The 25237-nt window shown below is 71.1% G+C and carries 24 protein-coding genes; 12 read left to right on the forward strand and 12 right to left on the reverse strand.

Going from position 1 to position 25237, the window contains the following annotated elements; translation table 11 throughout:
• Complete coding sequence (locus ACGFJ2_RS55665) at window positions 1-1449, forward strand: aldehyde dehydrogenase family protein (protein WP_393482976.1); 1449 nt, start codon at window positions 1-3, stop codon at window positions 1447-1449.
• 177 nt (window positions 1450-1626) lie between these two features.
• On the opposite strand, the gene ACGFJ2_RS55670 is transcribed toward ACGFJ2_RS55665, so the two are convergent.
• Window positions 1627-1917, reverse strand: coding sequence for an antibiotic biosynthesis monooxygenase (locus ACGFJ2_RS55670; protein ID WP_357957271.1), 291 nt, complete (start codon window positions 1915-1917; stop codon window positions 1627-1629).
• 60 nt (window positions 1918-1977) lie between these two features.
• Between ACGFJ2_RS55670 and ACGFJ2_RS55675 the strand changes: the two genes are divergently transcribed.
• Window positions 1978-2610, forward strand: coding sequence for a helix-turn-helix domain-containing protein (locus ACGFJ2_RS55675; protein ID WP_357957269.1), 633 nt, complete (start codon window positions 1978-1980; stop codon window positions 2608-2610).
• Between the two features lie 31 nt (window positions 2611-2641).
• Here ACGFJ2_RS55675 and ACGFJ2_RS55680 read toward each other — a convergent pair whose 3' ends face one another.
• Window positions 2642-3409, reverse strand: a complete 768-nt coding sequence (locus tag ACGFJ2_RS55680) for an SDR family NAD(P)-dependent oxidoreductase (RefSeq protein ID WP_393482981.1) — start codon at window positions 3407-3409, stop codon at window positions 2642-2644.
• A 129-nt stretch (window positions 3410-3538) separates the two neighbouring features.
• Between ACGFJ2_RS55680 and ACGFJ2_RS55685 the strand changes: the two genes are divergently transcribed.
• Entirely contained in the window at window positions 3539-4180 is a 642-nt protein-coding gene (locus ACGFJ2_RS55685) for a hypothetical protein (RefSeq protein WP_357957265.1), read from the forward strand.
• A gap of 17 nt (window positions 4181-4197) precedes the next feature.
• Window positions 4198-4392, forward strand: a complete 195-nt coding sequence (locus tag ACGFJ2_RS55690) for a hypothetical protein (protein WP_357957263.1) — start codon at window positions 4198-4200, stop codon at window positions 4390-4392.
• Here ACGFJ2_RS55690 and ACGFJ2_RS55695 read toward each other — a convergent pair whose 3' ends face one another.
• The 3 genes from ACGFJ2_RS55695 to ACGFJ2_RS55705 all read right to left on the reverse strand — a co-directional run bounded on the left by ACGFJ2_RS55695 (window position 4393) and on the right by ACGFJ2_RS55705 (window position 8567).
• Window positions 4393-5700 (reverse strand): aspartyl protease family protein, encoded by a 1308-nt coding sequence (locus ACGFJ2_RS55695; RefSeq protein WP_393482985.1) that lies wholly within the window; start codon window positions 5698-5700, stop codon window positions 4393-4395.
• Between the two features lie 797 nt (window positions 5701-6497).
• Window positions 6498-7904 (reverse strand): APC family permease, encoded by a 1407-nt coding sequence (locus tag ACGFJ2_RS55700; protein ID WP_357957257.1) that lies wholly within the window; start codon window positions 7902-7904, stop codon window positions 6498-6500.
• 120 nt (window positions 7905-8024) lie between these two features.
• A complete protein-coding gene (locus tag ACGFJ2_RS55705; protein WP_357957381.1) occupies window positions 8025-8567 on the reverse strand; it encodes a GNAT family N-acetyltransferase in 543 nt (180 codons plus the stop codon).
• 54 nt (window positions 8568-8621) lie between these two features.
• Here ACGFJ2_RS55705 and ACGFJ2_RS55710 point away from each other — a divergent pair, with 54 nt between their 5' ends.
• The 3 genes from ACGFJ2_RS55710 (at window position 8622) to ACGFJ2_RS55720 (ending at window position 13822) form a co-directional block, all read left to right on the forward strand.
• A complete protein-coding gene (locus ACGFJ2_RS55710; RefSeq protein ID WP_393482988.1) occupies window positions 8622-9140 on the forward strand; it encodes a hypothetical protein in 519 nt (172 codons plus the stop codon).
• Window positions 9068-9454: a hypothetical protein gene (locus tag ACGFJ2_RS55715; RefSeq protein WP_393482991.1), complete on the forward strand. Its 387-nt coding sequence runs from the start codon at window positions 9068-9070 to the stop codon at window positions 9452-9454. The genes ACGFJ2_RS55710 and ACGFJ2_RS55715 overlap by 73 nt, the downstream gene beginning before the upstream one ends.
• 378 nt (window positions 9455-9832) lie before the next feature.
• Entirely contained in the window at window positions 9833-13822 is a 3990-nt protein-coding gene (locus ACGFJ2_RS55720) for a hypothetical protein (RefSeq protein ID WP_393482994.1), read from the forward strand.
• A 4-nt stretch (window positions 13823-13826) separates the two neighbouring features.
• Here ACGFJ2_RS55720 and ACGFJ2_RS55725 read toward each other — a convergent pair whose 3' ends face one another.
• The 3 genes from ACGFJ2_RS55725 to ACGFJ2_RS55735 form a co-directional block, all read right to left on the reverse strand.
• Complete coding sequence (locus ACGFJ2_RS55725) at window positions 13827-15056, reverse strand: alpha/beta fold hydrolase (protein ID WP_393482997.1); 1230 nt, start codon at window positions 15054-15056, stop codon at window positions 13827-13829.
• A 105-nt stretch (window positions 15057-15161) separates the two neighbouring features.
• Window positions 15162-15440 carry a hypothetical protein gene (locus ACGFJ2_RS55730; RefSeq protein ID WP_357957247.1) on the reverse strand — a complete coding sequence of 93 codons (279 nt, stop codon included), beginning with the start codon at window positions 15438-15440 and terminating at the stop codon, window positions 15162-15164.
• Window positions 15441-15469: 29 nt separating this feature from the next.
• Window positions 15470-17233 carry a glycoside hydrolase family 75 protein gene (locus ACGFJ2_RS55735; RefSeq protein ID WP_393483000.1) on the reverse strand — a complete coding sequence of 588 codons (1764 nt, stop codon included), beginning with the start codon at window positions 17231-17233 and terminating at the stop codon, window positions 15470-15472.
• Window positions 17234-17392: 159 nt separating this feature from the next.
• On the opposite strand from ACGFJ2_RS55735, the gene ACGFJ2_RS55740 reads away from it, so the two are divergent.
• Entirely contained in the window at window positions 17393-18373 is a 981-nt protein-coding gene (locus ACGFJ2_RS55740; protein WP_358182265.1) for an acetylxylan esterase, read from the forward strand.
• A gap of 115 nt (window positions 18374-18488) precedes the next feature.
• On the opposite strand, the gene ACGFJ2_RS55745 is transcribed toward ACGFJ2_RS55740, so the two are convergent.
• Window positions 18489-18776, reverse strand: coding sequence for an iron-sulfur cluster biosynthesis family protein (locus ACGFJ2_RS55745; RefSeq protein WP_357957242.1), 288 nt, complete (start codon window positions 18774-18776; stop codon window positions 18489-18491).
• 123 nt (window positions 18777-18899) lie between these two features.
• On the opposite strand from ACGFJ2_RS55745, the gene fxlM reads away from it, so the two are divergent.
• Genes fxlM through ACGFJ2_RS55760 form a run of 3 tightly spaced genes read left to right on the forward strand, consistent with a single transcriptional unit; the run spans window position 18900 to window position 21154 of the window.
• Window positions 18900-20057: a methyltransferase, FxLD system gene (gene fxlM, locus ACGFJ2_RS55750; RefSeq protein WP_393483004.1), complete on the forward strand. Its 1158-nt coding sequence runs from the start codon at window positions 18900-18902 to the stop codon at window positions 20055-20057.
• Between the two features lie 27 nt (window positions 20058-20084).
• A complete protein-coding gene (locus ACGFJ2_RS55755) occupies window positions 20085-20681 on the forward strand; it encodes a TetR/AcrR family transcriptional regulator (protein ID WP_393483007.1) in 597 nt (198 codons plus the stop codon).
• Window positions 20678-21154, forward strand: a complete 477-nt coding sequence (locus ACGFJ2_RS55760) for a DUF6653 family protein (protein WP_393483010.1) — start codon at window positions 20678-20680, stop codon at window positions 21152-21154. Before ACGFJ2_RS55755 ends, ACGFJ2_RS55760 begins: the two co-directional genes overlap by 4 nt.
• A gap of 14 nt (window positions 21155-21168) precedes the next feature.
• On the opposite strand, the gene ACGFJ2_RS55765 is transcribed toward ACGFJ2_RS55760, so the two are convergent.
• The 3 genes from ACGFJ2_RS55765 to kduI are packed head-to-tail and all read right to left on the reverse strand — an operon-like array spanning window position 21169 to window position 23492.
• On the reverse strand, window positions 21169-21936 hold the full coding sequence (locus ACGFJ2_RS55765; protein WP_357957234.1) for an IclR family transcriptional regulator: 768 nt from the start codon (window positions 21934-21936) through the stop codon (window positions 21169-21171).
• Between the two features lie 14 nt (window positions 21937-21950).
• On the reverse strand, window positions 21951-22682 hold the full coding sequence (locus ACGFJ2_RS55770) for an SDR family oxidoreductase (protein ID WP_393483013.1): 732 nt from the start codon (window positions 22680-22682) through the stop codon (window positions 21951-21953).
• Window positions 22683-22685: 3 nt separating this feature from the next.
• Window positions 22686-23492, reverse strand: coding sequence for a 5-dehydro-4-deoxy-D-glucuronate isomerase (gene kduI, locus ACGFJ2_RS55775; protein WP_393483016.1), 807 nt, complete (start codon window positions 23490-23492; stop codon window positions 22686-22688).
• 87 nt (window positions 23493-23579) lie between these two features.
• On the opposite strand from kduI, the gene ACGFJ2_RS55780 reads away from it, so the two are divergent.
• Window positions 23580-25226 carry an L-lactate permease gene (locus ACGFJ2_RS55780; RefSeq protein ID WP_393483019.1) on the forward strand — a complete coding sequence of 549 codons (1647 nt, stop codon included), beginning with the start codon at window positions 23580-23582 and terminating at the stop codon, window positions 25224-25226.
• The last annotated feature ends 11 nt before the right edge of the window (window positions 25227-25237 follow it).

A 25237-nucleotide genomic window follows, 5' to 3' on the forward strand; every position in this document is an offset into this window, starting at 1 on the left:
GTGACATTTCAGGACTGGCCGGGGAACTGGTCCAGGGACTGGCCCGGCGGGCTGCCCGTGGGTGACGGGTGGGCCGAGGTCGAGGACACCGCCGAGGTGGTCTTCCCGTACGACGGCTCGGTGGTGACGGCCGCCCCCGTCGGCACCGCCGCGCTGGCCCGGCAGGCCGTCGAGGCCGCGCTGGCGGTCGCCCCCGCCATGGCCGCGCTCCCCTCGCACGCCCGCCGCGCCGCGCTCATGGCCGCCCACGATGCCCTGGCCGCACGGCGTACGGAGTTCGAGCGCCTGCTCGTACTGGAGACCGGGAAACCGCTGGTGGACTGCCAGGTCGAGGTGGCGCGGACGCTTGTCACGCTCCTCACCGCCGCCGAGGAGGTGGCCCGGCTGCACGGCGAGACCGTGCCGCTGGACCTGCTGCCGTCGGGGGAGGGGCTGATCGGGTTCTGGACGCGGCGGCCGATCGGGGTGGTGGTCGGGATCACCGGCTTCAACTACCCGCTGCTGCTGGCCGCGCACAAGATCGCCCCGGCGGTGGCGGCGGGTTGCCCGGTGATCGTCAAGCCCGCGCCCGCGACGCCTTTGGCGACGCTCTGGCTCGTCCATCTTCTTCGCGAGTCGGGCGCGCTGCCCCCTGCCGGGGTACAGCTCGTCACCGGCGACGTCGAGGTGGGCCGGACGCTGGTCGAGGACCGGCGGATCGGGGCCGTGTCGTTCACCGGCTCGGCGGCGGCCGGGCACGCCATCGCGAAGAGCGCGGCGCCCACCAAGGTACTGCTGGAGCTCGGCTCGAACGCCGCCCTCGTGGTGGCGGCCGATGCCGACCTGGAGGCCGCCGCCGCGGCGGTGGTGCGGGGCGGCTACTACGCCTCCGGGCAGGCGTGCATCTCGGTGCAACGGGTGCTGGTGGAGGAGCCGGCGCGGGAGGAGTTCCTGTCGCTGCTGGCCGGGCGGATGAAGGACGTGGTCGTGGGCGACCCCCGCGACCCGCGGACCCGGGTGGCGCCGCTGATCGACCCGGCCGCGACCGAGCGGGTGCTCGGCTGGGTCCGCGGCTCGGGCGCGACGCTCGTCACCGGCGGCGGGCTCGACGGGCGGGCCATCGCGCCCACCGTGCTCGCCGACGTGCCCGACGGGGCCGCCGCGTGGGACGAGGAGATCTTCGGCCCAGTGGTGTGCGTACGCTCGGTGCCCGGCCTGGACGCCGCGTTCACCGCCGTCAACGCCTCCAGGTACGGCCTGCACGCCGCCGTGTTCACCCGCTCGCTGGCCACGGCCTTCGCCGCGATCGACCGGATCGAGGCGGGTGGGGTGGTGGTCAACGAGGTGCCGGGGTTCCGGGCGGACAACATGCCGTACGGCGGCGTCAAGGACTCGGGCGCCGGCAGGGAGGGGCCCCGGTTCGCCATCGAGGAGCTCACGGTGACCCGGATGGCGATCATTCGCCCCTGAGGGGATATGGGGTCCTCGGGCGTCGGGGGTTGGACAGACCGGTTCGGTCGCCTGGTGAGCGCGTCGGGGGCTCGGGCTCCGACCCGACCCCGACCCTCGACCCCGACCCCGGGCTCGGGACCCTGTCTGGGGTCCCGGTCTCAAGTCCGGTCTCAGGTTCCGGGGCCGGGACAGGGGTCAGAGTTCGTCGAGGATCTCGATGTCCTCCGCGGTGACCTCCCGGGCCACCCCGAATGCCGCAGTGGCCGCGGCGGTGCCCGGCAGTGTCTGGCGGGCCGCTTGCAGGCTGGCGGCCGAGTCCCAGCGCCAGACGCCGACCCACGTCTCGTCGTCGAGCCGGCCGAGGCGCGCCTCGGTGAGGCCGGGCAGCTTGTCCCTGACCGCGGAGACCAGGGTCGCGTGCCGGGCCCGGACCTGTTCGGCCTCGGCGGGATCGGCCTGGAAACGGGTGACGCTGATGACTGACATGGATGGACCATTTCTCTAGAGTTGACTTCTAGTGACTGGATCTAGAGATAGACTCTATCCATGAGCGATGTCAAGCGGCCGAACAAACGGGCGGAGAAGGCGAAGGAGACGCGCCGGCGCATCCGTACGGCGGCATTGGAGCTGTTCACGCAGGACGGATACGGCGCGACGAATCTGCAGGACGTCGCCGACAGGGCCGGGGTCGCGGTGCAGACGATCTACTTCGTCTTCGGCAACAAGCGCGCCCTGCTGAAGGAACTGGTCGACGTGACGATCGCCGGTGACGACGAGCCGGTGGCGACCATGGACCGGCCGTGGTACGTCGCGGCGCTGGCCGCCGACACGGCCCAGGACATGCTGCGCGCCTACGTCGCGGGCGCGACCGCGGTCCTGGAGCGGATCGCGCCGATCGGCAAGGTGCTGGAGGCGGCGGCCGCGAGCGATCCCGAGGTCGCCGCCCTGTGGCCGCACGACGTCGACCCGCGTTACGTCGTCCAGCAAAGGGCGGCCAAGGCGCTGGCCGGCAAGCCGGGCGCACGGGCGGACCTGCCGGTGGAGGAGGCCGCTGACGTGCTGTACGGGCTGCTCAGCCCGGAGCTGTACCTGCTGTTCGTCCGGGAGCGCGGCTGGTCACGCGAACGCTGGGAGAGCTGGGTCGGCGAGACCTTGCGCGGCCGACTCTGCCAGCCCTGACCTGGCGACGCCGGTCCAGCGCGCTGGACGCTCAGTTGGGTGGGTCGAAGCGTCCGTCCACGGCGGTCCAGCCGCCGTCCACGTACAGGACGGAGCCGGTGACGAAGCTCGCCGCGTCGCTCGCCAGGTAGACCACGGCGCCCGCCATCTCCTCCGCCTGAGCCCAGCGGCCGAGCGCGCTCTTGGCGGCGTACGCGTCGTACCAGGCGGGGTCGTCCTTGATCTGCCGGGTCAGCGGCGTCTCGACCACGCCCGGCGCGACCGCGTTGACCCGCACGCCGGACGGGCCGAACTCGGCGGCGGCGGTGCGCAGCAACTGCACCAGCCCGGCCTTGGTGGCGGAGTAGACGCCCTGGCCGGGTTCGGTCACCGATGCCCGGATCGACGCGAACCCGATGATCGACCCGCGCCCGCGCTCCACCATCCCGGCGCCGAACGCGCGGACCACGTCGAACGAGGCTCGCAGGTTGAGGCGTACGACCCGCTCGAACTCCTCGCCGGAGTAGTCCAGCAGCCGCTTGCGCACATTCGTGGCGGCGGTGAACACCAGCACGTCGGCGGGCGCCTCGGCGGCGAGGGCCCGCACCGCGTCCGCGTGGAGGACATCGACCCCGCGCGACGCCGCCCCGCCGCACCGCTTCGCGGTCTCCTCGGCGGCGGCGGGATCCAGGTCCGCGCAGACCACCTCAGCGCCGTGCGCGGCCAGCGCCAGCGCCGACTCCCGTCCGATCCCGCTTCCGGACCCGATCACCACTGCGCGCCGCCCATCCAGGCGGAACAACGCGTCGTATGCCGTCATGTCGGCTAGCCTAGCAACTGGTCTGACCAGTGCACCAGGTCTGCCCTGAGATGGTGTCGGCGATTCCCAGGGACACGTCAGGGGCGATCACCGATGATGCGGGCCGGGGCGGCGCGGCATCGTGGTGGCATGATCTCCACCGACACCCCTGCGAACAGCCTCGCGAACAGCGTCGCCAGGGCCTCCTTCACCGCCGGACCCGCCGCCTTCCTCGGTGGCTGGCTCCTCATGCGTCCCATCGACGGCGATCTCGTGCCCGGTCCGTGGTGGACAGCCGCGCATGCCGTGTGGTTGCTCGGGTTCCTGCTGTTCGGCGTCATGGTGCTGGAGCTGCGGCGGATGGCGGCGCCCACGACCGGCGGGCAGAAGGCGGCCGTGTGGGCGGCGACGGGGGTGGCGCTGTTCAGCGTCCTGGCCAACGTGGCGCAGCTCGTCATCGACCTGGTGGCCGGGTTCACCTCGGCGGACGGGGCGGCGATGCGGGCGGTGTTCGACCAGGTGCAGGGGTATCCCGGGGTGGAGCTGGTCGTGTACTCGGTGGGGGCCCAGCTGTTCTTCGTGGCCCTGCTGGTGCTGGCCGGGATCATGGCGGTGCTGCACCGGGTCACCTCGCTCAGCGCCGTGGTCGTCGCGGCCGGGGTCGTGGTGCTGGCCGTGGCGATGCTCGGCGTCGGCCGCGACTCGGCGCTGGTCGCGGTGGGGATGGCCGTGCTGTGGCTGGGGGCGCTGCTGCTCGGCCGCGGACCCGGCACGCCGGCGCTGAGCGCCTAGAAGACCACTGAGAGATCTTGTGGGCCAAGGACCAGGGCGAGGAGCGCCGGGACGCGGCCGGTGTCGTCGAAAGTCCAGGTTCCGCGGTCCGTGGTGGGCGGGCCGTCCTCATCCGCCCCGACGGGTACGTCGCCTGGGTCGCCCGAAACGGCCGGACGGATCTGGACGCGCTCCGGGCGGCCCTCACGACCTGGCTCGGCCCGGGGCGGTGATCAGGTGGCCTTGCCGCGGGCGAGGTAGAGCTTCATGTCGGTGAAGTCGACGGTGATGTTGTAGGGCTTCCAGAAGCAGTGGGAGAACCAGCCCATCGCGTCGAACCCCGTCCCGAACGGCCACGGCACGTTGATCGCCGAGTTCGGGTTCGTGTAGCAGTAGACCTCCTTGGCGACGGCGTCGCCGAGGCGGACCTCCTTCGGGTAGCAGGGGTAGACGACGGCCGGGTGGCTGCTGCCGAAGGTGCCGATCTCGCGGTCGTAGTCGGCGCGGATCCCCAGCTCCTCGCCTGTCTTCCCGCGCAGGCCGGCGGCGATCTCGCTGGTCCCGCCGAAGTTCACGCCCACCACCCCGCTGCGGGAGCCGGTACTGCCGGTGAAGCTGCCCACGCTGTGCAGGTACTGCTCACGGGCCAGCCACAGCGGCAGGGCCTTGGCGCCCGCGCGCGCCTTCCTGGCCGCTTCGGCGGTTCTGCGGCGCAGGATCAGCGACCGGCCCGCGTAGTCGAAGGTGGTCAGCAGGTGGTAGAAGACCCACGTGCCGATCAGCCCGTCGCTGTCGGTGCCGACGTCCTCGCCCGACTCCGTCGTCGACCAGCCCACGGGGACGTTGCGCAGCTCGATGCCGCCCAGCTTGAGGGATTCCAGCACGCCGTAGTACGCCCAGACGGTGCCGTTCTCGTACTCGACCTTCTGGCTGGCGACGGGGTTCAGCCCGGCCTCCTTGGCCACCGACCCCCGCAGGCTCAGATTCGGGGCGCCGGTATAGAACATGAAGCGTTTGGCCGGCCCGCCGTTGACCGAGCCCTCCACCAGCGGGATCGGGTCCATCTGCTGGATCGGCAGCCGCGCGGAGTCGCCGTGGACCTGGTACGCCTCGCCGCTGACCGCCGCGAACCACTTGGCGTAGCCGTCCTCGCCGGCCGCCTTCCAGTGCGGTGCGGCGAGGGCCAGTTTGTCCTGCCGGATGTAGCAGTCGCCCAGGTAGGAGTTGGTCTCCTTGTCGTCGGGGGCCAGCGTGAGGGCCAGCTTGAAGTACTTCTCGGCCTCGGGGAACCGGTTGGACAGCAGCGCCACGTAGCCGCGCTGCCGGGCCGCGTGCAGGTTCTTCGGGTCCGCTTTCAGAATCTCCTCGTACGCGCGGGCGGCCTGCTCGAACTTCCCGGCCTTGAACAGCGCGTCCGCGTCACCGCCGGCGGCCAGCGCCGTGGCCGCCCCGCCCAGCAGCGGAGCTGTCGCTGCCGCGCCGGCCAGCACCGCGGCGCCCCGCAACACCGAACGCCTGTCCCATCCTCCGTCGTCAGCCAACGCCTTCTCCCTTTCGTGATCACATCGCCGGAACGCCCTCCACTGTCGGCCAGCGGTGTCCTCACCTCGTGCGCGCCGTGTCATGGTCGTGTCACGGCCGCGACCGGGCGGGCTCGGCCGCCTCCCCGTCGAGGACGTCGGCGACCGCGGCCACCCCGCCGGTGAGCCAGGCGAAGGTGGCGAGCCGGTCGATGCTGCGCTGTTCGGGCTGCAGGGTGCACCATGTGCGTGCCGGTGAAACGGTCGCGCAGGTAGACGGGGGCGTAGGTGTATGACCGGGAGGTGACAGCCGGCCAGTCCCGAAAAGCCTGCGCGTCGGACTCGGCGTCCTGCCCCAGCGCACCGGGCGCGCCAACGCGGAGGAGTAACCGGTGACGATCCGCCCCCGTCTCGGCGTCCACCCACACCACCACGTCGGTACCGCCGTTCGTTACCGCGCTCCGCGGCGCCGGGGCGATCACCTCCGAAGGAGAGATGGTGGAGGAGGCCATGGCGGCCCGCAGGCTGGCCTGGGTCATCATGGCGAAGCGCAACCACGCCGGCAGCGGGCCCTCCTGCGACGGTGAAAGCTGCTCCTCCACCAACGAGGGGCCGTACCAGACCGTGGCCGTCCGCGGCTACTACCTGACGCCGGGTACCCAGGTCACCGTCCAGGTCAAGCGCGCCTCGGATGACCGGGTGCTGTGGCAGGGCCGTACCACGGCGCAGGCGGGCGGCAACGGACCGTCCGGCAGTTACTCGCTCGACACGCCACGGCGAAAGCGAGCCTCGGCGATCCGTTGGCCGACCGGTTCAGATCACGCGGACCGGTTCACGCTTTCCTTTTGCCGGACGTACCAGGTGACGATCCACAGGACCAGGCCGATCGCCAGCAGTACACCCGCGATCTGGTACTGGCCGGCCGGACGCCCGGAGGACCATGGCAGCACCAGGTAGAGGCACGTGAACGTGCCCACCACGGGCAGGATTCGGCCCGCCTTGAAGTGCTTCTCGGGCACCCGGTCCTTGCGCAGGACGAGCACGGACAGGTTGACGAGCGCGAACACCGCGAGCAGGAGCAGCGACGTCGTCCCGCCCAGCAGGGCCACGACCGGGCTCTCCGGGTCCAGCGAGACGAAGGTGATGAGACCGCCCGCGATGGCGGTGGTGAACAGGATCGCCGCCTGCGGCGTGCGGCGCGTGGGGTGCACCTTCGACAGGAAGGCCGGCAGCACGCCCTGCCTGCCCAGCCCGTAGAGCAGCCGGCTGGCCATCAGCATGTTGATCAGCGCCGAGTTGGCGACGGCGAACATCGAGATGAACGGCAGCAGGTCGGCGATCGGGAAGCCGGGGGCCGCGGTCTGCACCACCAGCGACAGCGGGGTCTCGCTGTCGGCGAGCTTTCCGACGGGGACCACGGCGACGGCGCAGATGGAGACGAGCACGTAGATCAGACCCGTGATCCCGAGACCGGTGAGCATCATGCGGGGGAAGATCCGGGCCGGGTTCTTCGTCTCCTCCGCCATGTTGACCGAGTCCTCGAACCCGACCATCGCGAAGAACGCCAGCGAGGTGGCGGCGCTGACCGCCAGGAACACGCTCTTGTCCTCGGGGGTCTCGAAGGCGACGACGCGGGAGAAGTCCGCGTTCCCGCCGGAGATGAAGTACAGGCTGATCACGATGACGAGCAGCAGTCCCGAGAGCTCGATCGCGGTGAGCACAACGTTGATCTTGACGCTCTCGCCGACGCCGCGCAGGTTGACCGCCAGGACCAGGAGCATGAAACCCAGAGCGATCATCAGGATGACGCCGTTGCCGGCGTCGAGCCCGAATCCGGTGCTGAGGTTCGCGGCGAAGGCCCGCGAGGCGGCGGAGGCTGAGGTGATGCCGGAGCACATCACGGCGAAGCACACCATGAAGGTCAGGATGTGCGTGCCGAACGCCTTGTGCACGTAGAGCGCGGCTCCGGCGGCCTGCGGATATTTGGTGACCAGCTCCAGGTACGAGCACGCCGTGATCAACGCGACGAAGAAGGCGATGGCGAAGGGCAGCCAGGCGGCGCCACCCACCTCGCCCGCGACCTGGCCGGTCAGCGCGTAGATGCCGGTTCCGAGAATGTCGCCGATGATGAACAGCAGCAACAGCCCCGGGCCCATCACCTGCTTCAGGCTGGGCTGCTCGCCGCTGTTCGTCGCGAGATGGCCGGGTGGACTGGTGTGTGCCACAGGGGGATTCCTTATCGTGCGGCCGCTGTAGTAGGTGATCACGTACCCCACCCGGCCCGCGGATACTCCGGCCCACGGCGGAGCCGGCGACGCCACGCTGGAGATGCCCCCATCACGGGCCTAGCGCTTCGGGCGGGCCGCCCAGTCTGATCTGAGCAGTTCGTACTCCACCTCGCCCTGGTCGGAGCCGTCGATGACGTCCGGCCAGTCCTGGAAGAACGTCCGTACGAAGCGCAGCCCGCACTTCTCCATCACCCGCCGGGAGCCGCGGTTCACCGTCATCGTCTGGGCGAAGATCCGGCGGGTGCCCAGTTCGGCGAACGCCTTGTCGATGAGGGCCCGCGAGCCCTCCGTCGCGTAGCCCTTGCCCCAGCACGACTTGTGCAGCCGGTAGCCCAGTTCGAGCTCGTCCTCGGGGCCGTCCTTGGGGGGCCGCAGGTGGAACCAGCCCAGGAACTCGCCCGTCTCCCGCTCGACGGCGGCGAAGAAGTGGCCACTGCTGATGAAGACGGGCAGCGTCTCGCCGACGATCACCTCGCGCGGGGTGGCCTTCCCGCCGTTGAGGTATCGCATCACCTCGGGGTCGTTGTGCAGCTCGACGAGGCGCTCGGCGTCGGCCTCGGTGAAGCGGCGCAGGGTCAGGCGATCGGTCTCCAGGTACATGTGCACGCGCATACGCTAGCCACCGGGGCCGCGGTCCCTCGACCGGTTTTCCGGGTGATTGAGGCCCGCCTGCTCGAAGGCGGCGCAGCAGGGCAGGTGTACATCTCGGCCGCGGACGGCTGCGACGACGGCCACCGCGCCGTCCGAGCGGAACTCCCCCTGAGCCTGGAAGCGGCGGCGGAAGATCTGGGCTCGAAATATCACGCGGGAAATGAGGTCTCGCTCGGCATGTTCGCCCTGAGCGCGGCGTGTGAGTGGCCTGCCCGGCACGAGTACATGAACACCTGGGAAGACCTCAAGCAGGAGTTCCGCCACGGTAAAAACGAGGCCATAACCCTGGCCGGCCTGCTGAAGAAGACCGAGGACGGCTACAGCACGGCTGAGAGCGAGAACGCCCGCACGGTGCTCGCCGCCGTGGCCGAATCCCGGGAGGCGAAGCCCACCGACGTTCCCGAACCCTACTACGACCATGATCCCTTTAGTTTGGACACGCCTTTTCCGTGGTCGTTCACCGGTGGTGCGAGCGTCGCGGCGACGGGCTGGTCGAGTTCATCGCCGCGGGCAACCATCTGACCGAGAGAACACGCCGGCTGTCCGCCGCGCTGTCCGATACGGTCCAGGACCTCGACCGTATCCACCAGATCGCGCTGGCATTCTCCGCCGTCAGCCTGGGCGCCATCGCGGGCGCCGGAATCGCGGCCCGGATCAACCCCGCCCTGCGCCCCGTCACCGAGTTCCTCGGCACGCAGCTGGCCATGGTGATCCTTTCCTGCGCGCAGTTCGCGCCGGCGGTGGCCGCGGGAGCGCTCGCCTGGTACCGGATGGCCGACGCCAGCCGGCCGACCACCATCGGGGGCCGCGAGATCACCGGGTTCAGGCGTCCCTGAGCCGCCCGTAACCGGCACCGGCCCGCTCCCCGCACAGCCCGCTCACCGAACGACCTACTCCCCGAACGCCCCGCTCCCCGAACGGTCTACTCCCCGAACGGCCCGCTCACCGAATAGCGCGTGAGCGGGCCTTCGTCGCCCTGGCCGCTTTCCTTGCCCACTCGCCCGTTTTTCCGGTTATGCCAGGTCGTGCCAGAACATCCGTCCGGACATTTGCCGAGGTTGGGGTCCCATGTCGGATCCGATTTGACGGTGAGTGATGAAGTGTGGTCGTCTCGTGACTTATGTTTCTGATGGGATGATTGAGACCGCTTCGGGGGTAACTGTTCCGTGCGGTATCCATGGCACGCCCTGGGGCGCGTGCTCGTTTCCGCTTCCATGATCAGCGCGACCCTGGCGGTCGTGCCCGTCACCGCGCACGCGGCAGCGCCGTCGTACGAACGGCCGTACAGCAAAGAACGGCCGCAGGACGAACAGGTGGCCAAGCCCAAGATCCGCCCGGTGCCCGCCGTACGGCAGCCGGCGCCCGCGGCCGTGAACGTGCCGATGGAGGCGTCGCCGGCCCGCAGGGACGCGGGCTCGGAGGCCGTCGGCCCGCAGGCGCCGGAGGTGACGACGCCCGCCGGCCCGACGCTCGTCAACGAGATCACCGCCGAGGCGGCCAAGCGCGTCGGCGCGTCGCGGCCCGATCCCAAGCGGCTGCTGCCCGACACCGGTCAGGCGGCCACGCTGGCGGTGAAGAACCCGGTCGCCGGGCTGTTCGACCGGCTCGCTGCCCAGAAGGTCGTCTCCGCGCTGACCTACCGGCTCTGTGTGGAGAGCGAGGCCGTACCGGTCTCCTGCTCGGTCACCCGCCCGGTGGGCGTGCCCGCCGCCGCCGACGTGACCGGGGATAGCATGCCGGATCTGGCCGCCGACCTGGTGCCCACGGCCAGTCCCAAGGACTCGTCCGTCGGGCTCGGCTTCGCGGTCAGGCGGCTGCCCGGCGCCGAGACGAACCTCAAGGCGCAGGTCTGGGCGGAGTACGACGGCCGGGTGTCGGTCGGTTTCGACGGGCTGCACCGGGGCGGTTCGCTGTCCGGCGCCGACTGGGGCACCTTCACCGTCGACCTCACGGGCAAGCGGGTGAAGGCGAGCGTCGACCGTACCGATCCCGGAGCCTCTGCCGCGATCGTGGCCGGGCTGACCGGCCGCAGCGTGGTGAGCCTGCGGCAGACGCCCGCCACCGAGAAGCTCGCGGTCGACGTGGACCTCGACTCGACCGCCCTGGACGTCACCAGTTCGGCCGCCGCCAAGCTGGAAGCGCTGGCCGTCAGCGGCAGTCGCTACACCAAGGCGACGCTGGACAAGATGCCGACCAAGGCCAAGATCGGGCTGACCCGGGACAAGGACGGCGCCCGGCTCCGCTTCAGCAGCACGACCTCGATCCGCCACGCCGAGCTGTACAACTACGTCTACGCCGACGGCGCTCTCGCCCGGGCGGCGAGCGTCGAGGTGCGCGGCGCCCCGCCGTCCATGACCGCCGCCTACACCGCCACGAACGGCAAGCAGGTCCTGACCGTCGACTCGGGCCACCCGCGGGCTGGGTCGGCCAAGCTGCTCTACTTCGACCGGGCCGCCGCCAAGACCGTCCTGCGGGCCGAGCTCAGCGGGCTGCCCGCCAAGGTACGCCTGGTGAACGACCTGGCCGAGCACCGCGTGACGCACACCACCAGCTCGAAGATCGGCAGGTTCGCGGTCGTGCTGCAGCGCGACGGCGGCGCCGTCTCCAGCCCGCGTGGCAGCCACGTCACGATGATCAAGAACGGTGACGCCGTCGGCGTGTCCGGGCTGCTGACCGGCCTGTCCGGATTCGACGTCACGTACGGCGCCGCGCCCCACGCCCAGCTGGAGGTCGGCGCCAGTGGCCGGTCCTTCCTCGGCGCGGCCAGCATCGACGGCACCCGCCTGGCCAGGCTGGAGATCTCCAACACGCCCGCCAAGGTCGACGTGACCCTCGACCCGGCGGCGCGCAAGGCCGTCTACCAGGCCAGCGGCGTGATCGACAAGATCAGGGCGGCCTACACCGACACCCGGTCGGGGCCCACGATCGACGGCACCATCCAGGGCGTGCACGACGACGTCAAGGCCGGCTGGGAGCTGGGGGAGCGCTCGACGGTCGACATCGCCTCCTCTTCCACACTGGCCAAGGCGCGCATCTACGCCAACAAGGCGTACGTCACCAAGCCCCAGGGCGAGGACGTCCAGGCCGAGGTGTCGGGGGTGCGCAAGCACGTCCAGCTGGTGGCCGACACCGCCGCCAAGACCCTGACCTGGACCTCGGACGGCCCGGTGCGCTCGGTCTCCGCGCTGGCCCGCGCGAACGTACAGGGCCGCTACATCACCGCCGCCGCCGAGGTGAGCGGCGTGCCCGCCCGCTTCGACGCCTCCTGGAGCGGCGCGGCCTACCGCTTCCGCGGGCTGTCGGGCCCGGTCGGCTCGGCGGCCGTGGCGTTCGCCAACCACGACGGCGCCAAGGTGCCCGCCGGTCCGCATCTGTCGGCCCACTACGACGAGGCCACCGGTGACCTCGACGCGAGCGTGCGGGTCAAGGGCCTGCGCACGGTCGAGTTCAGCCCGGGGGACCAGGGCTTCACCGCCGACTTCAAGGCGGCCCGGCAGACGCTCGCCCTCGACACCGACGTCACCCGGGGCGACCTGCGCTTCGGCCTGCTCGGCAGGCTCGGCCCGCTGCCCGGCCGCCTGGCGGTCTCGGCGGCCGGGGGCGCGCTCACGTACTCGGGGTCCCGGCTCGATGTGACGGCCCGCGCTTGGCTCGGCAAGGCGGGCGCGCTCAAGAACATGGCGGCCGCGCCGGCCGTGCCCGGCGGCATCTCGCTGGTGGACGGCGGCTGCGTCGCCGGGTCCGCCGGGTGCGGGCAGGGCGCCTTCTGTACGGAGCGCGGCTGCTTCGGCGTCCAGGGCTACCTCGACGTGTCCGGCCTGCCGGACCAGGTCACGGTGGATCTGGCGAAGAAGGCGTTCACGTTCGCCGGATTCACGCCCAAGCGCCGCTCGCTGGGCGTCTACCTGGCCAGTACGATCCTGGCGCCGGTGCCGATCAAGGCGCGGGCCACGCTCACCGGACTGCCCTCCAAGATCACCAGCATGTCCGTCGGCCCGTTCGACGTGACGCAGGGCAACGCCGTACAGGCGAACTACCGGATCGAGCCCGCCGCGACGCTGGGCTCGCTCGACCTGCTGGCCGAGGCGGGCACCCTGCGCGGTCACGTGGCCATCGACCCGGTCCCGGCCGCCGTCGCCGTACAGGGCAGCTATGGCGCGCAGACCCGCATCCGCGTCACGAACTCCGCGGCCGTCAAGCGCCTCAGCGCGAAGGTCACCGTGGACGGGGCGGGCACCGGCGAGCTGCGCTTCGGCGACGTGCCGGCCCGATTCGGCGTGGACGCGGACGCCTCCGGCGCGAACCTGCGCGTGCCCACGCTCACCTACAAGGCGCTGGGCGGCGTCAACACGCTCGACGGCCACCTCGGCGTGGAAGGCGGGCTGATCGACCGGACGGGGCGGCTCGGCGACGTGTCGCTCGACGTCACCGACCTGGCCGCCGACACCACCGTACGGCTGAACCCGGACCAGTCGCTCGACCTGGTGTCCCGGCCGGTGCCGACAGGACGGGTCCAGGTGCGCGGCGGGCTGACCGTCGACCCGGTCGCGCGGCAGCGCATCGCGGTCAGCAAGGAGATCCCGTACACCACCGGCTTCCTCTCCTACCAGGTCGGCGGCGATTTCGGGCTCGGCAAGAGCACGATCAAGGACCTGTCGCTGGACATCCGCCGCATGGCGTGGCTGCGGATCAGACCGGGCAAGATCCCGTTCGGGATGAAGGCGCCGCCCGCGCTGGGCTACATCGCCCCCGGCTTCGAGGGGAACTATGAGCGCCTCGCCCTCGCCGCGAGCGGGGTGAGCCTGCGCCCCGACGTCAACGTGAACGTCAAGCTGAGCCGCAAGCTCGGCAACGACATCTTCCGCGACACGGTCCGCATCGGCCCGGTGACCTCGCTCGCCCTGCGCCGCTACGACCAGCGGATGCGCCGCATCGGCGCCAAGCAGGCGATCAGCGCGGTGGGCGTGCAGCTGGCCTGCCTGACCGTCGACGCCAAGCCGGGCTTCGCCGCGAACGGCACGAACTCGATCACGCTGCGCGGCGCGGACGGCCCGCAGATGGTGTCGCTGCTCGACCCCGGCGGCCAGGTGCCCGACTACGCGGTGGACCTGCTGACGCACTTCATGTCCCCGTTCCCCGGCGCCGAGTGGAAGGTGGCGGGGACCAAGGTCGGGCGTTGCGCCACGGGCACCCCCAAAACCTGAGCCGTCAGCGGGGGCCCAGGTAGCCGGGTGGCGGGCCCCCGCCGTCGTAGGTCCGCACCGGCCGGCCGGCCAGGAAGGCGCGCAGGACGTTCAGGTAAGGCTTGCCCCGGTACGAGCCGGTCGCCACGTAGGCGAGCTCGGCCCGGGGGAGGGCAGTGCGGTAGTCGGCGGCGGCCGACCAGGTCCGCCGGTCGTGGACGCCCTTGACGATCAGGGCGGGCGCGGTCGAGGCCGCCAGGCCCCGGCGCAGGCCGTCCGGGGCGGCGCGCTGGGCCAGGCCGGCGTAGCCGCTGCCGTAGGCGGCCTCCACTTCGCGGTCTCCGGCGAAGGCGTGCGCGGCCTGCGGGTCGGCCCGCAGGAGCGTGTAGACCGCGAGGAGCCGCGGCGACGGCGGGCGGCTGAGGCCGAGGAGGGAGGCCGCCTCCGAGGCCAAGGGGGAGGTCGTCTCCGGAGGGCCGACGGGTGTCGCCGAGGGGTTGAGCGGCAAGGGGGAGGCGGCCTCCTGGCCGTCGAGCGGGGCCGGGGAGGTGAGGACGGCCTTGGCCACCTGATCCGGGTGCTCCGCCAGGTAGGCGGCGGCCAGCCGGGCACCGTAGTCGTGGCCGATCAGGATCAGCCGCTGGGCGCCGATCTCCTGCCGTATCGCCTCCAGGTCGGCCACGTCGCGAGTCAGGCCGTACCCTCGCGGGTCCGTCAGCCGCGCGGACCGGCCCGCGCCCAGCTGGTCGTAGGCGTACACGGTGTAGCCGTCGGCGCTCAGCCCGGCCAGGAACGCCGAGTCGCCCGCCAGGTCGGCCGTGCCCGGCCCGCCGTGCAGGAAGACCACCGGATCCGGCCGCGTGGCCCGCTTGGGCGTCAGCCGTACGTAGGCCAGCTCGGAGCCCGTCGTCAGACGCCATTCTCGCTGCCCGGCCACGGCGGGCGGCGGCGCGGAGGCGTCCGGCGGGGCGTGCAGGGTGGCGGCCGTGACCTGCCAGACCACGGCGGCCTCCACGGACAGGATGGCCAGGGCCCGCAGCCAGCGCCCCCAGACCGGGCGCGGTCTCGGCACGCACAGCAGCAGGCCGAGGAAGAACACCGACGCGAACACCGCGAGCCCCGTGATGGCGAAGATGTCCGGCGGGGCGCCGATCGTCGCCATGCCGGCCAGCGCCGCCAGGCCCGCGATCGGCGAGAGCGCCAGGATCGCGAGCCCGGTCAGCAGCCGACCGGCCCGTCTGGCTAGAGCACGCACAGGGCGAAACTAGCCCAAACCACCCGTACGGGCGACCGAAACCGCCAACGGCGCCCCATGTTCCTGGCCCACGTCGCAGGCCAGGAGGGCGGCGAGTGGTCCAGGTCAGGTGAGCGAGTCGCCCAGCCGGAGCCGGAGGTGGCCGTCGCGTGGCGCCATCTCCCGCACCGTCCACAGCCGCTCCTGCACGACGGTGCCCCGGCCGGTCACGTACCCGCCCACCCGGAGCACCGGCCGCCCGGTGTCGTCGGTCAGGAGCCGCGCCCGCGACTCCGCGTCGTCGTCGCCGAACACCAGCAGGAAGTCGACCGGATCGGCCGGCGCGTCAAGGATGAGGCCGGGGGAGAGGTGGGTTTCCGGGATCCTGATCACGTGATAGTTCACCCGGACTCCTCTACCCCGGCCACGCGGTTTCAGTTGTTGTTGAGGAACTGCTGGGCGAGCGTCCTGCCCAGGTTGGTGGCCTGGGTGTGGTTCTCGATGGTCGAGACCTTGGTGCCCGAGCCGGTGAACACGATGTACGTGACGCCGCTGTCGGTGCCGCCGTTGCTCGGGTCGGGGTTGATGCCCAGGTCGGCGGCCGTACGGTAGGACGCCTCACCGATGATGCCCGTCGGTCCGGTATCACCCATGACGGCGTACTCCACTTGGCCGTTGTAGACGATCGCCACCACCGTCCCGCAGCCGATGCCCTTGGTCCGGTAGTCCCAGATGCTGCTGGCGCTGGGCACCACCATGTAGGCGAGCTGCGCGGCGTTGAGCGGCCCGCCGGAGCTGGTCTGGCAGAACGTCTCGTTCTGGAAGCAGCAGTCGGTGTCCTCGTTGCACTGCGTCGTGCGTACGCCGTCGCAGTCGATGTCCATGTCTCCCTTCCAGAACACCGCGCCGGTCTTCTCGCACACCGCCACCGTCGCCGTGCTGACGTCGGAGTCGGTCTTGTACTTGCCGTTGGAGATCTGGCTGCACGCCGTGACCTTGGCCAGCAGCTGGTCGGCCGTGGGCCCGGTGGTGCCGCCGGTGGCGGTGCCGGTGACCGTGGCGCTGTGGCCCGACTCGTTGCCCGCCGAGTCGACGGCGGTGACCGTGTAGCTGTGGGTGGAGCCGGAGGTCAGGCCGCTGATCGTGGCGCTGGCCGTCGGTGAGGTGGCCACGACGGTGGTGCCCTCGTAGACCTTGTAGCCGGTCACGCCGACGTTGTCCGTGGAGTCGTTCCAGGCCAGCGAGATGCTGCTGGCCGAGGTGCCGGTCACGCGGGGACTGGCGGGCACGCTCGGCGCCTGGCCGTCCGGGCCGCCGGAGCCGCTGACCGACAGCCGGTCCACGTTCGGGCCGCCGTTGGCGGAGGTGCCGGTCGCGCGGATGGTGTTGACGCCGGCGTTCAGGGTGACGGTGACCTGGCCGTCGGCCCAGGTGTCCCAGTTGCCGGTACTGGCGAAGTTCACTCCGGCGGCGGCCACGGTGCCGTTGACCGCGATGTCCATCGGCCGGGTGGCCGTGGTGCCGTTGGCGTACCGGAAGGTCAGGGTGTGGGTGCCCGCGTCGGCCACGCTGACGCTCCACTCGATGTACCCGCCGACGGCGTTGACGTAGTCGACGAAGCCGGTGCCGGTGTAGCCGGTGTGGTTGGTCGCCACGCTGGCCTCCGACAGGGTGGCCGCCTCCGCCTGGTACTCGCTGGCGGGCGCGTCGGCGACCGTGGCCTCGAGGTAGTCGAGGTTCGGGTTGCCGCCCGCGTTCGTCGAGGTGACGCGGATCGTGTTGTCGCCCGCGTTCAGCGTCGCGGTGAGCGTGGAGGTGGCCCAGGTGTTCCAGTTGGCGGTGGTGCCGAAGGAGCGGCCGGCCGAGACGACCGTGCCGTTCACCGAGACGTCCGCGGTGCGCGCCGAGGTGGTGCCGTTGGAGTAGCGGATGGCCAGCGTCGCGGTGCCGGCCGCGGGGGCGTTGACCGTCCACTCGGTGTACGGGCCCACGACGTTGTCGCCGTTGACGAAGCCGGTGCCGGAGAAGCCGGTGTGGTTGGCCTCGACGACGCCCTGGACGACGGTGGCGTTCTCGGCCTCGTAGCGGACCGTGGCCGCCCGCGCGGGCAGAGCGGTCAGGGTGGCGGTCAGGAGGGTGAGGAGGGGGAGCAGGATCAGCGGGCGTAAGCGTAAGCGAGCCCGAGCTGGAGAGTGCACGGCTGGCCCTTCTGCCGAATTCGTTAGGAAGGCTTCCTAACAACTGGAGATGGGACCACTCCGTCAAAGCGCAGTCAACCCCGTAGAGGGGCCCAAATAGCGTGAACGCCAACAGATGCTATGAAATAGCTCCACCCTCTACGAAGGCTGGAGACCTACGTGGCCCTGTTCGACCTGCCGCTTGAGCAGCTCCGTTCCTACCTCCCCGACCGTGATGAGCCCGCCGATTTCGACGACTTCTGGACGCGCACGCTCGCGGAAGCACGCGAGTTCGACTCGGCTGCCGAGTTCACTCCCTACGACTTGCCACTCGCCTCGGTCGACGTGTACGACGTCTCCTTCGCGGGCTGGGGCGGACATCGGATCAATGGCTGGTTCCTCGTGCCGCGCGGTGTGGAGGGGCCGGTGCCGTGTGTGATGCACTACATCGGCTACAGCGGCGGCCGCGGTTTCCCGCATCACCACCTGACCTGGCCCGCCGCGGGTTACGCGGTGTTCGTGATGGAGACCCGGGGTCACGGCGGCGCCAACCCGGGCAGCCCCGGTGTGACCGGCGACCCGTACGGTGGCGACCACGCCCAGGCCCCCGGCATGATGACCCGCGGCATCCTCGACCCCGACCAGTACTACTACCGGCGGGTCTTCACCGACGCGGTCCGCGCGGTCGACGTGGCCGCCGCGCACCCGGCCGTGGACGCCTCGCGGATCGTCGCCTCGGGCGGCAGCCAGGGTGGCGGCATCGCGCAGGCGACCGCCGCGCTGCATCCGGCGATCAAGGCGGCGCTCATCGACGTGCCGTTCCTGACGCACTTCCGCCGGGCCGTGGAAATCACCGACCGGGATCCGTACCAGGAGATCGTCCGGTTCCTGTCCAGCCGGCGGGAGAGCGCCGACCAGGTGTTCCGCACGCTGTCGTACTTCGACGGCGTGAACTTCGCCGCCCGCGGGCAGGTGCCCGCGCTCTACTCGGTGGCGCTCATGGACCAGATCTGCCCGCCGTCCACGGTCTTCGCCGCCTACAACCACTGGCGTGGGCCGAAGGAGATCAGCGTCTGGCCGTGGAACGGCCACGAGGGCGGCGGCGGCTTCCAGAACGAGGAGCAGATCCGCTACCTGCACAAGCTGCTCGCCGGCGCCTGACCGGTACAGCCTGACGAACCACTGGTCCGGTACGGCCCGACGAAAGGTACGTACCGGACCGGCGGTGGTCCGTGTTTCAGTCGGCCTGGCCGCTCGCCAAGCCGATAAGGCCCATCTAGACGGGCTGGTCGGTCACCAGGAAGGACACAGAGCCCTGGTCGTCCGCTCCCGCGTCCAGAGACTTGTCCTCCAGCACGGTCGCGGCCACCGGGTCGAGATACACCCGCGCGCCCTCCGCCTCGACGACTTCGTCGGCCGGCTCCGGCGCGGTGGCCAGGGACAGGGTCAGCGAGCTCGAGCCCTCGCCCTGGGACGAGATGCGGATGCCGCTCTGCGCAGGCTCGGGCGCGGACGCGGTCAAGTCGCGAATCGCCTGGGCTGCGTTGTTTGTCAGGGTGAGCACTACGGCTCCTCCTCACGATCGACGTACATGAACTGCCTGCCCTTCCCCCATTCAGCCGGTCAAACCTTCTGACTCGAAATCTTTGCCAGGCATTCTTGCCCGCTCGCGGGAATCATGTCGGGTATGGAGTTCGACGAGTACCGCGAGGCCATGGTCGCCCAGCTGCTCGAGCGCGGGGAGGTGAGCGAGCGGGTCGCGGAGGCGTTCCGGCTGGTCCCGAGGCATCGGTTCCTGCCGGACTTCGACCCGGAGGCCGCCTACCGGGACGAGCCCATCGTCACCAAACGCGATGAGGAGGGCAGGCCGATCAGCTCCTCCTCGCAGCCCGCGATCATGGGCATCATGCTCGACCAGCTCGACGTCCGGCCCGGCCACCGGGTGCTGGAGATCGGCGCGGGCACCGGCTACAACGCCGCCCTGCTCGCGCACCTGGCCGGGCCGGAGGGACGGGTGGTCAGCGTCGACATCGACGCCGACGTGGTCGCGGCGGCGCGGCTGCATCTCGACGCCGCCGCCTATCCCGAGGTGACCGTCGAGTGCGCCGACGGCGCGGCCGGCTTCCCCGCGGAGGCGCCGTACGACCGGGTGATCGCCACCGTCGGCGTGTGGGACCTGGCCCCGGCCTGGCTGGAGCAACTGGCGCCCGGCGGCCGGCTCGTGGTGCCGCTCGACCTGCGCGGCGTGCAGGTGTCCGTGGCCATGGAGCACGCCGGCGACCACTGGTCCAGCCGGTCGGTGGAGCCCTGCGGCTTCATGCGCATGCGCGGCCCCTCCGCCGGGCCCGAGGTCACGCTGATGCTGGACGGCGATGCCGATCTGGTGCTCACGCTGCCCGAGCCGCGCGAGGTGGGCGACGTCCTGGCGATGCTGGACGAGCCCTTCGCGGAAGTGGCCGTCGACGGTGTGGCGCCGCTGCCCCGCCTGTCGCTGATGGGCGGCGGGGTGGGCCTGTGGCTGGCGCTGCACGAGCCCCGCTGGGGGTCGTTGACCGGGCGGCTGCGGTGGGCCCCGGTGACCACCCAGGGCTACGGCATGACGGTGGGCATCGTCAGCGGGGACGGTCTGGCCGTACTGGCGGCCGAGGAGGAGCTGCGCGCCCGCGGGTACGGGCCCGGCGGGGCGGCGCTGGCGGCGGAGCTGATCGCGCACGTCCAGGCGTGGGACGCGGCGGGCCGCCCGGAAGCCTGCGACCTGCGCATCGACGCCTACCCCGGCCCGGCGCCGGAGGGCGCGGCCGTCATCGCCAAGCGGAACACCAGCCTGGTGCTAAGCTATGACTGAATATCCAGAGTAGTCATAGGGGCATAGATGGCCGTGGCGTTCACGGCGGACGACCGGGCGCGCATCACCGCCCGGCTGCTCGACACCGCCGAAGAGCTCTTCGCCGCCCAGGGGCTGAAGAAGACCTCGCTCGACGAGCTGGTCGCCCCCTCGGGCATCGCGAAAGGCAGTTTCTACGCGTTCTTCGAGTCGAAGGAGGAGCTCTACAAGGAGGTCATGGTCCGCCGGGCGCCGCTGATGGGCAAGCTGCTGGCCGCCGCGCTCGACCGGCCGCCCAGCGTGGAAGCGCTGGCCGGGCTCATGCGGAGCATGATCGAGGCGCTCACCACCGACCCGTTCTACCGGCGCCTGCTCACCCGCCCCGACGAGCTCGAGGCGGTGGCCCGCCGGGTCGGCCCCGAGGAGCTCGCCCGGGTCACCCCGCATCTGATGACGCCGCTGATCGACTACCTCGCCCAGGGGCAGAGCGCCGGCGTCATCGTCGCGGACGTCTCGCCGGAGGTGCTGATGGGCGTGCTGCGCACCGCGGGCCTGCTGGTGATCAACCGCGACAGATACGGACCCGACTTCGAGCAGGTGCTCGACGCCACCATCAACGCGCTGGCAAGGGGGCTCATCGCATGAGCGTGCTGAACAGATACGCGCAGGCCGCGGGCATGACCGACGAGGCGTGGAAGCGGCACGCCAACCCGTGGAGCGTCTGGACCAGGTTCGCCGCGATCCCGCTGATGATGCTGGCCATCTGGAGCAGGACGTGGATCGGCTGGTGGTCCCTGGTGCCGGTGGCCCTGGTCGTCGTCTGGCTGATCGTCAACCCGCACGCCTTCCCGGCGATCGAGCAGCCGACGAGCTGGACGGCCAAGGGCATCTACGGCGAGAAGATGTGGTTCCAGAACCGGTCGCTCGTGGCCGGCGATCATCGCAAGGTACAGCGCCTGCTCATCGCGGTGGGGCTGGCCGGGTTCGCGCTGCTGGCGTGGGGACTGGTCGCGCTGGAGGTGTGGCCCGCCGTCTTCGGCGCGACGCTGGTCGTGCTCGGCCAGCTCTGGCGCATCGACCGCCTCGGCCAGCTGTACGAGCGCCACAAGGCCGCTTAACCGGTTGGCAGCCTTTAACCGGTTGGCAGCTCCATCGGGGCGCCCAGGGTGCGGGAGACCTCGTGCGCGGTGGCCGCGACCAGCGGCCCGAGCTCCTCGGCGTCCGCCACCGACAGCTCGTGGGTCAGTGTCGAGATGCTCACTCCGGCCACCACGTGCCCCATGTGGTCGAAGACGGCCGCGGCGACGCAGCGGATGCCCGCCTCGTTCTCCTCGTCGTCGATCGCGAAGCCGCACTCCCGTATCCGGGCCAGGTGGCGGCGGAGCGCGGCCTGCGTGGTGATCGTGGCGGGTGTGCGCCTGGTCAGCCCGGTGCGGGTGGCGATGCCCGCCACCTCGTCGTCGGACATGGCCGCGAGCATCGCCTTGCCGATCGCGCTGGTGTGCAGCCACAGCGACATGCCGACGCGCGAGGGCATCTGGTAGGGTTTGCGGCCCTCCAGCTTGGCGGCGTAGACGGCCTCGTCGCCGTTGAGCACGGCCAGGTGCACGGTGTAGCCGGTCTGGTCGTGCAGGCGCTGCAGCACCGGAGAGGCCTGGCGTACGGGATCGAAGCGGGCCAGCATCCGGCCGGCCAGCGTGAGGATCTTGGGACCCGGCAGGTAGCCGCCGCCGCCGTCGGGCCGGGCGAAACCGTGCTCGGCCAGCGACTGCAGGATGCGGTGGGTCGTCGACTTGGGCAGACCCGTGGCCGTCGCGATCTTGGTGACGCTCTCGTGCTCGGCGAGGGCCTCCAACACCCAAAGCGCCTTGTCGATGGCGGTGCTCGGCCTGGGTTCCACCCGATCAAGCATACTCAGCGGGCCAGCCAGCCGCCGTCCACGACGAGCACGTGGCCGGTGACGTAGTCGGAGGCGCGCGAGGCGAGGAACACGGCCGCCCCCTCCAGGTCCGCGGGCTCGCCCCAGCGCCCGGCCGGGATCCGCGCCCTGATCTCCCGCTCGCGCCCCGTGTCCTCCCGCAGGGCCGTGGTGACGTCGGTGGCGATGTAGCCGGGGGCGATGGCGTTGACCTGGGCGCCCCGTGGCGCCCACTCGTTGGACAGCGCCTTGGTCAGCCCGGCCACCGCGTGCTTGGCCGCCGCGTAGGACGCCACGTTGATCCCGCCCTGGAACGACAGCAGCGACGCGATCGAGATGACCTTCGTGGCGCCGTGCTCCAGCAGCGCCTGGCTGAGCACGTACACGGCGTCCACGTCGACGGCCATCACCCGCCGCCAGTCGTCCAGGCTGGTCGAGCCCCGGCTGATCGTGCCCGCGTTGTTGACCAGGATGTCCACGTCGCCCTGGGCCAGCACCGGCTCCAGCGCGGGCCTGATCGCGGCCGGGTCGCCCAGGTCGAGCACGAGCTTGCGTACGTCTGCGCCGAGCGGCTTCACCTGGCGCTCGGTCTCGTCGAGGTCGTCGCGATGGCCGTGCAGGATGAGGTCGGCCCCGGCCCGCGCGAGGCCGACCGCGATGGCCCGGCCGATCCCCGACCGCGCCCCGGTGACCAGCGCCGTCCGGCCGGTGAGCGAGAACAGCTCCATCCGTCACCGCATCTCCGTGATCGCGACCTGGTCCATGTCGTCGAACGCCTGGTTCTCCCCGGCCATCGCCCACACGAACGCGTAGCTGCGCGTGCCGAACCCGCAGTGCACCGACCAGCTCGGCGAGATCACCGCCTGCTCGTTGGCCACGATCAGGTTGCGGGTCTCGTCGGGGCGGCCCATCAGGTGCACGACGCGCTCATCGCGCGGCAGGTCGAAGTACAGGTAGACCTCCGTGCGGCGGTCGTGGGTGTGGCACGGCATGGTGTTCCACATGCTGCCGGGCTCCAGCACGGTCACGCCCATGACGAGCTGGCAGCTGCGGATGCCGTCGAGGTGGATGTACTTGTAGATGGTCCGGTCGTTGGAGCCGTCGGCGCCGCCGAGCCGTACCGGATCAACGTCCTTCAGCCGCGCGTGCGTGGTCGGGAACGTCTCGTGCGCCGGGGCGGAGACCAGGTAGAACGTGCCGCGCTCGAACGTCACCTCGCGCGCGCCCCTGCCGACGTACAGGCAGTCCTTGGGGTCCAGCTCGTACGGCACGCCGTCGACCTCCACGGTGCCCGGCTCCCCGATGTTGATCACACCCAGCTCGCGGCGCTCCAGGAAGTGCTCCGACCGCAGCGGGTCGAACGCCCCCAGCCGGGCCTTCCCGCTCGGCCTGACCCCGGCGACGACCATCCGGTCCTGGTGGGTGTAGACACCGTCCACCTCCGGCCCGAACAGGCCCTCGACGAGGTAACGGGCGCGGAGTTCCGCGGTGCCGAAATGGCGGATCTGGTCGGGAGCGGTGGCATGCCGTATTTCCATCTCTTCCCTCCGGTTGTTCGGCGTCCTACGATCCTAGACACGGAACACTGTTCTATCCAATGGAACGCCTACCCCCGGAGGCGCGCGGTGTACCAGCAGAACTTCAACCCCACCGGCTCCCTATGGTTGTCCGCCCTTCTGGCCGCCCTGCCCCTGCTCGCGGTGCTGGTGCTGCTGGGCGTCTTCAAGTGGAAGGCGCACTGGGCGGGCATCTCCGGCCTGGTCGTCGGCTTCCTGATCGCGATCCTGCCCTTCGCGTACGGCATGCCGGTCACCCAGGCGCTCGACTCCGCCCTGTACGGCGCGGCCAGGGCGGTGCTGCTGATCCTGTGGATCACCTTCAACGCCATCTGGATCTACAAGATGACCGAGCGCAGCGGCCACTTCGCGGTGCTGCGCCGGGCCTTTCAGGGCATCAGCGACGACAAGCGGATCACCGCCATCGTCATCGCGTTCTCCTTCGGCGCGCTCATCGAGGCCCTGGCCGGCGGCGGCTCACCGATCGCCATCTGCGCGGTCATGCTCATCGCCCTCGGCTTCGAGCCGATGCGCGCCGCGGTCATCGCGCTCATCGCCAACACCGCGCCCGTCGCCTTCGGCGGCATGGGCAACCCGATCACCATCCTGGGCAGCGTCACCGAGCTGCCGCCCGAGCCGTTCGGCGCGATGGCGGGCCGGCAGACCGCGTTCATCGCGCTGCTCGTGCCGTTCATCCTGATCTTCGTCGCCGACGGGCGGCGCGGCCTGCGCCAGGCGTGGCCCGCCGCGCTGGTCGCCGGGCTCAGCTTCGGTGTCACGCAGATCCTGATGTCCCAGGTCAACTACCTGCTCACGGACATCGCGGCGGCCCTGGTCTCTGCGATCGTGCTGGTCGCGTTCGGCAAGATCTGGAAGCCGGCCGAGACGGTCGGGTTCACGCCGAGCCCGACGCCGATCGCGGGCGGGTCCGTGGACGATCCGGCGTTCGTCCGCACCCACGGCCGCCCCGGCGGCGACACCACCGGCGACAAGATCGCGGCCTTCGCCCCGTACGCGATCATCATCGCGCTGTTCTCCATCGCGCAGATCCCCGCGATCAAGACCTACCTCGCCGGCTTCACCGTCAAGCCCGCCTGGCCCGGGTTCGACATGGTGAACCCGGCGGGCAAGGCCGTGCCCGTCGTCTACGAGCTGCCGTGGGCCGCGCACCCGGGGACGCTGCTGTTCGTCTCCGGGCTGCTCACGCTCCTCGTGCTGCGGATCAGCCCGGCCTCGGCGCTGGCCACCTACGGGGCCACGATCCGGCAGTTCGGCTGGGCCATCGTCACCATCCTGTCGGTCTTCGCCCTGGCCTTCGTCATGCAGTTCTCGGGGCAGATCCAGACGCTCGGGCTGTTCCTGGCGGGCGCGGGCGCGTTCTTCGCGTTCCTGTCACCGCTCGTCGGCTGGTTCGGCGTCGCGATCACCGGTACGGACGCGGGCGCCAACGCCCTGTTCGCCAAGCTCCAGACCACCGCGGCGGGCCAGCTGAACATCCCGCCGGAGCTCTTCGGCGCGGCCAACAGCTCCGGCGGCGTCATGGGCAAGATGATCTCGCCCCAGAACCTGGCCATCGGCACGGCCGCGGTCGGCCTGGTGGGGGAGGAGGGCAACCTGTTCCGCCGGGTGGTCGGCTGGAGCGCCGTGCTGCTGCTCATCCTCTGCGTGCTGGTGTTCCTGCAGTCGACGCCGGTGCTGGGCTGGATGGTGCCCTGACACCGGGTGGG

This window comes from Nonomuraea sp. NPDC049028 (assembly GCF_043197735.1).
Taxonomy (GTDB): domain Bacteria; phylum Actinomycetota; class Actinomycetes; order Streptosporangiales; family Streptosporangiaceae; genus Nonomuraea.

What these genes read in the sequence shown, in the direction of transcription:
- ACGFJ2_RS55670 (WP_357957271.1), bottom strand. Translation starts at nt 1,917, where the DNA reads ATGTCAGTCATCAGCGTCACCCGTTTCCAGGCCGATCCCGCCGAGGCC.
- ACGFJ2_RS55675 (WP_357957269.1), top strand. Translation starts at nt 1,978, where the DNA reads ATGAGCGATGTCAAGCGGCCGAACAAACGGGCGGAGAAGGCGAAGGAG.
- ACGFJ2_RS55680 (WP_393482981.1), bottom strand. Translation starts at nt 3,409, where the DNA reads ATGACGGCATACGACGCGTTGTTCCGCCTGGATGGGCGGCGCGCAGTG.
- ACGFJ2_RS55685 (WP_357957265.1), top strand. Translation starts at nt 3,539, where the DNA reads ATGATCTCCACCGACACCCCTGCGAACAGCCTCGCGAACAGCGTCGCC.
- ACGFJ2_RS55705 (WP_357957381.1), bottom strand. Translation starts at nt 8,567, where the DNA reads ATGTACCTGGAGACCGATCGCCTGACCCTGCGCCGCTTCACCGAGGCC.
- ACGFJ2_RS55720 (WP_393482994.1), top strand. Translation starts at nt 9,833, where the DNA reads ATGATCAGCGCGACCCTGGCGGTCGTGCCCGTCACCGCGCACGCGGCA.
- fxlM (WP_393483004.1), top strand. Translation starts at nt 18,900, where the DNA reads ATGGAGTTCGACGAGTACCGCGAGGCCATGGTCGCCCAGCTGCTCGAG.
- ACGFJ2_RS55755 (WP_393483007.1), top strand. Translation starts at nt 20,085, where the DNA reads ATGGCCGTGGCGTTCACGGCGGACGACCGGGCGCGCATCACCGCCCGG.
- ACGFJ2_RS55760 (WP_393483010.1), top strand. Translation starts at nt 20,678, where the DNA reads ATGAGCGTGCTGAACAGATACGCGCAGGCCGCGGGCATGACCGACGAG.
- ACGFJ2_RS55770 (WP_393483013.1), bottom strand. Translation starts at nt 22,682, where the DNA reads ATGGAGCTGTTCTCGCTCACCGGCCGGACGGCGCTGGTCACCGGGGCG.
- kduI (WP_393483016.1), bottom strand. Translation starts at nt 23,492, where the DNA reads ATGGAAATACGGCATGCCACCGCTCCCGACCAGATCCGCCATTTCGGC.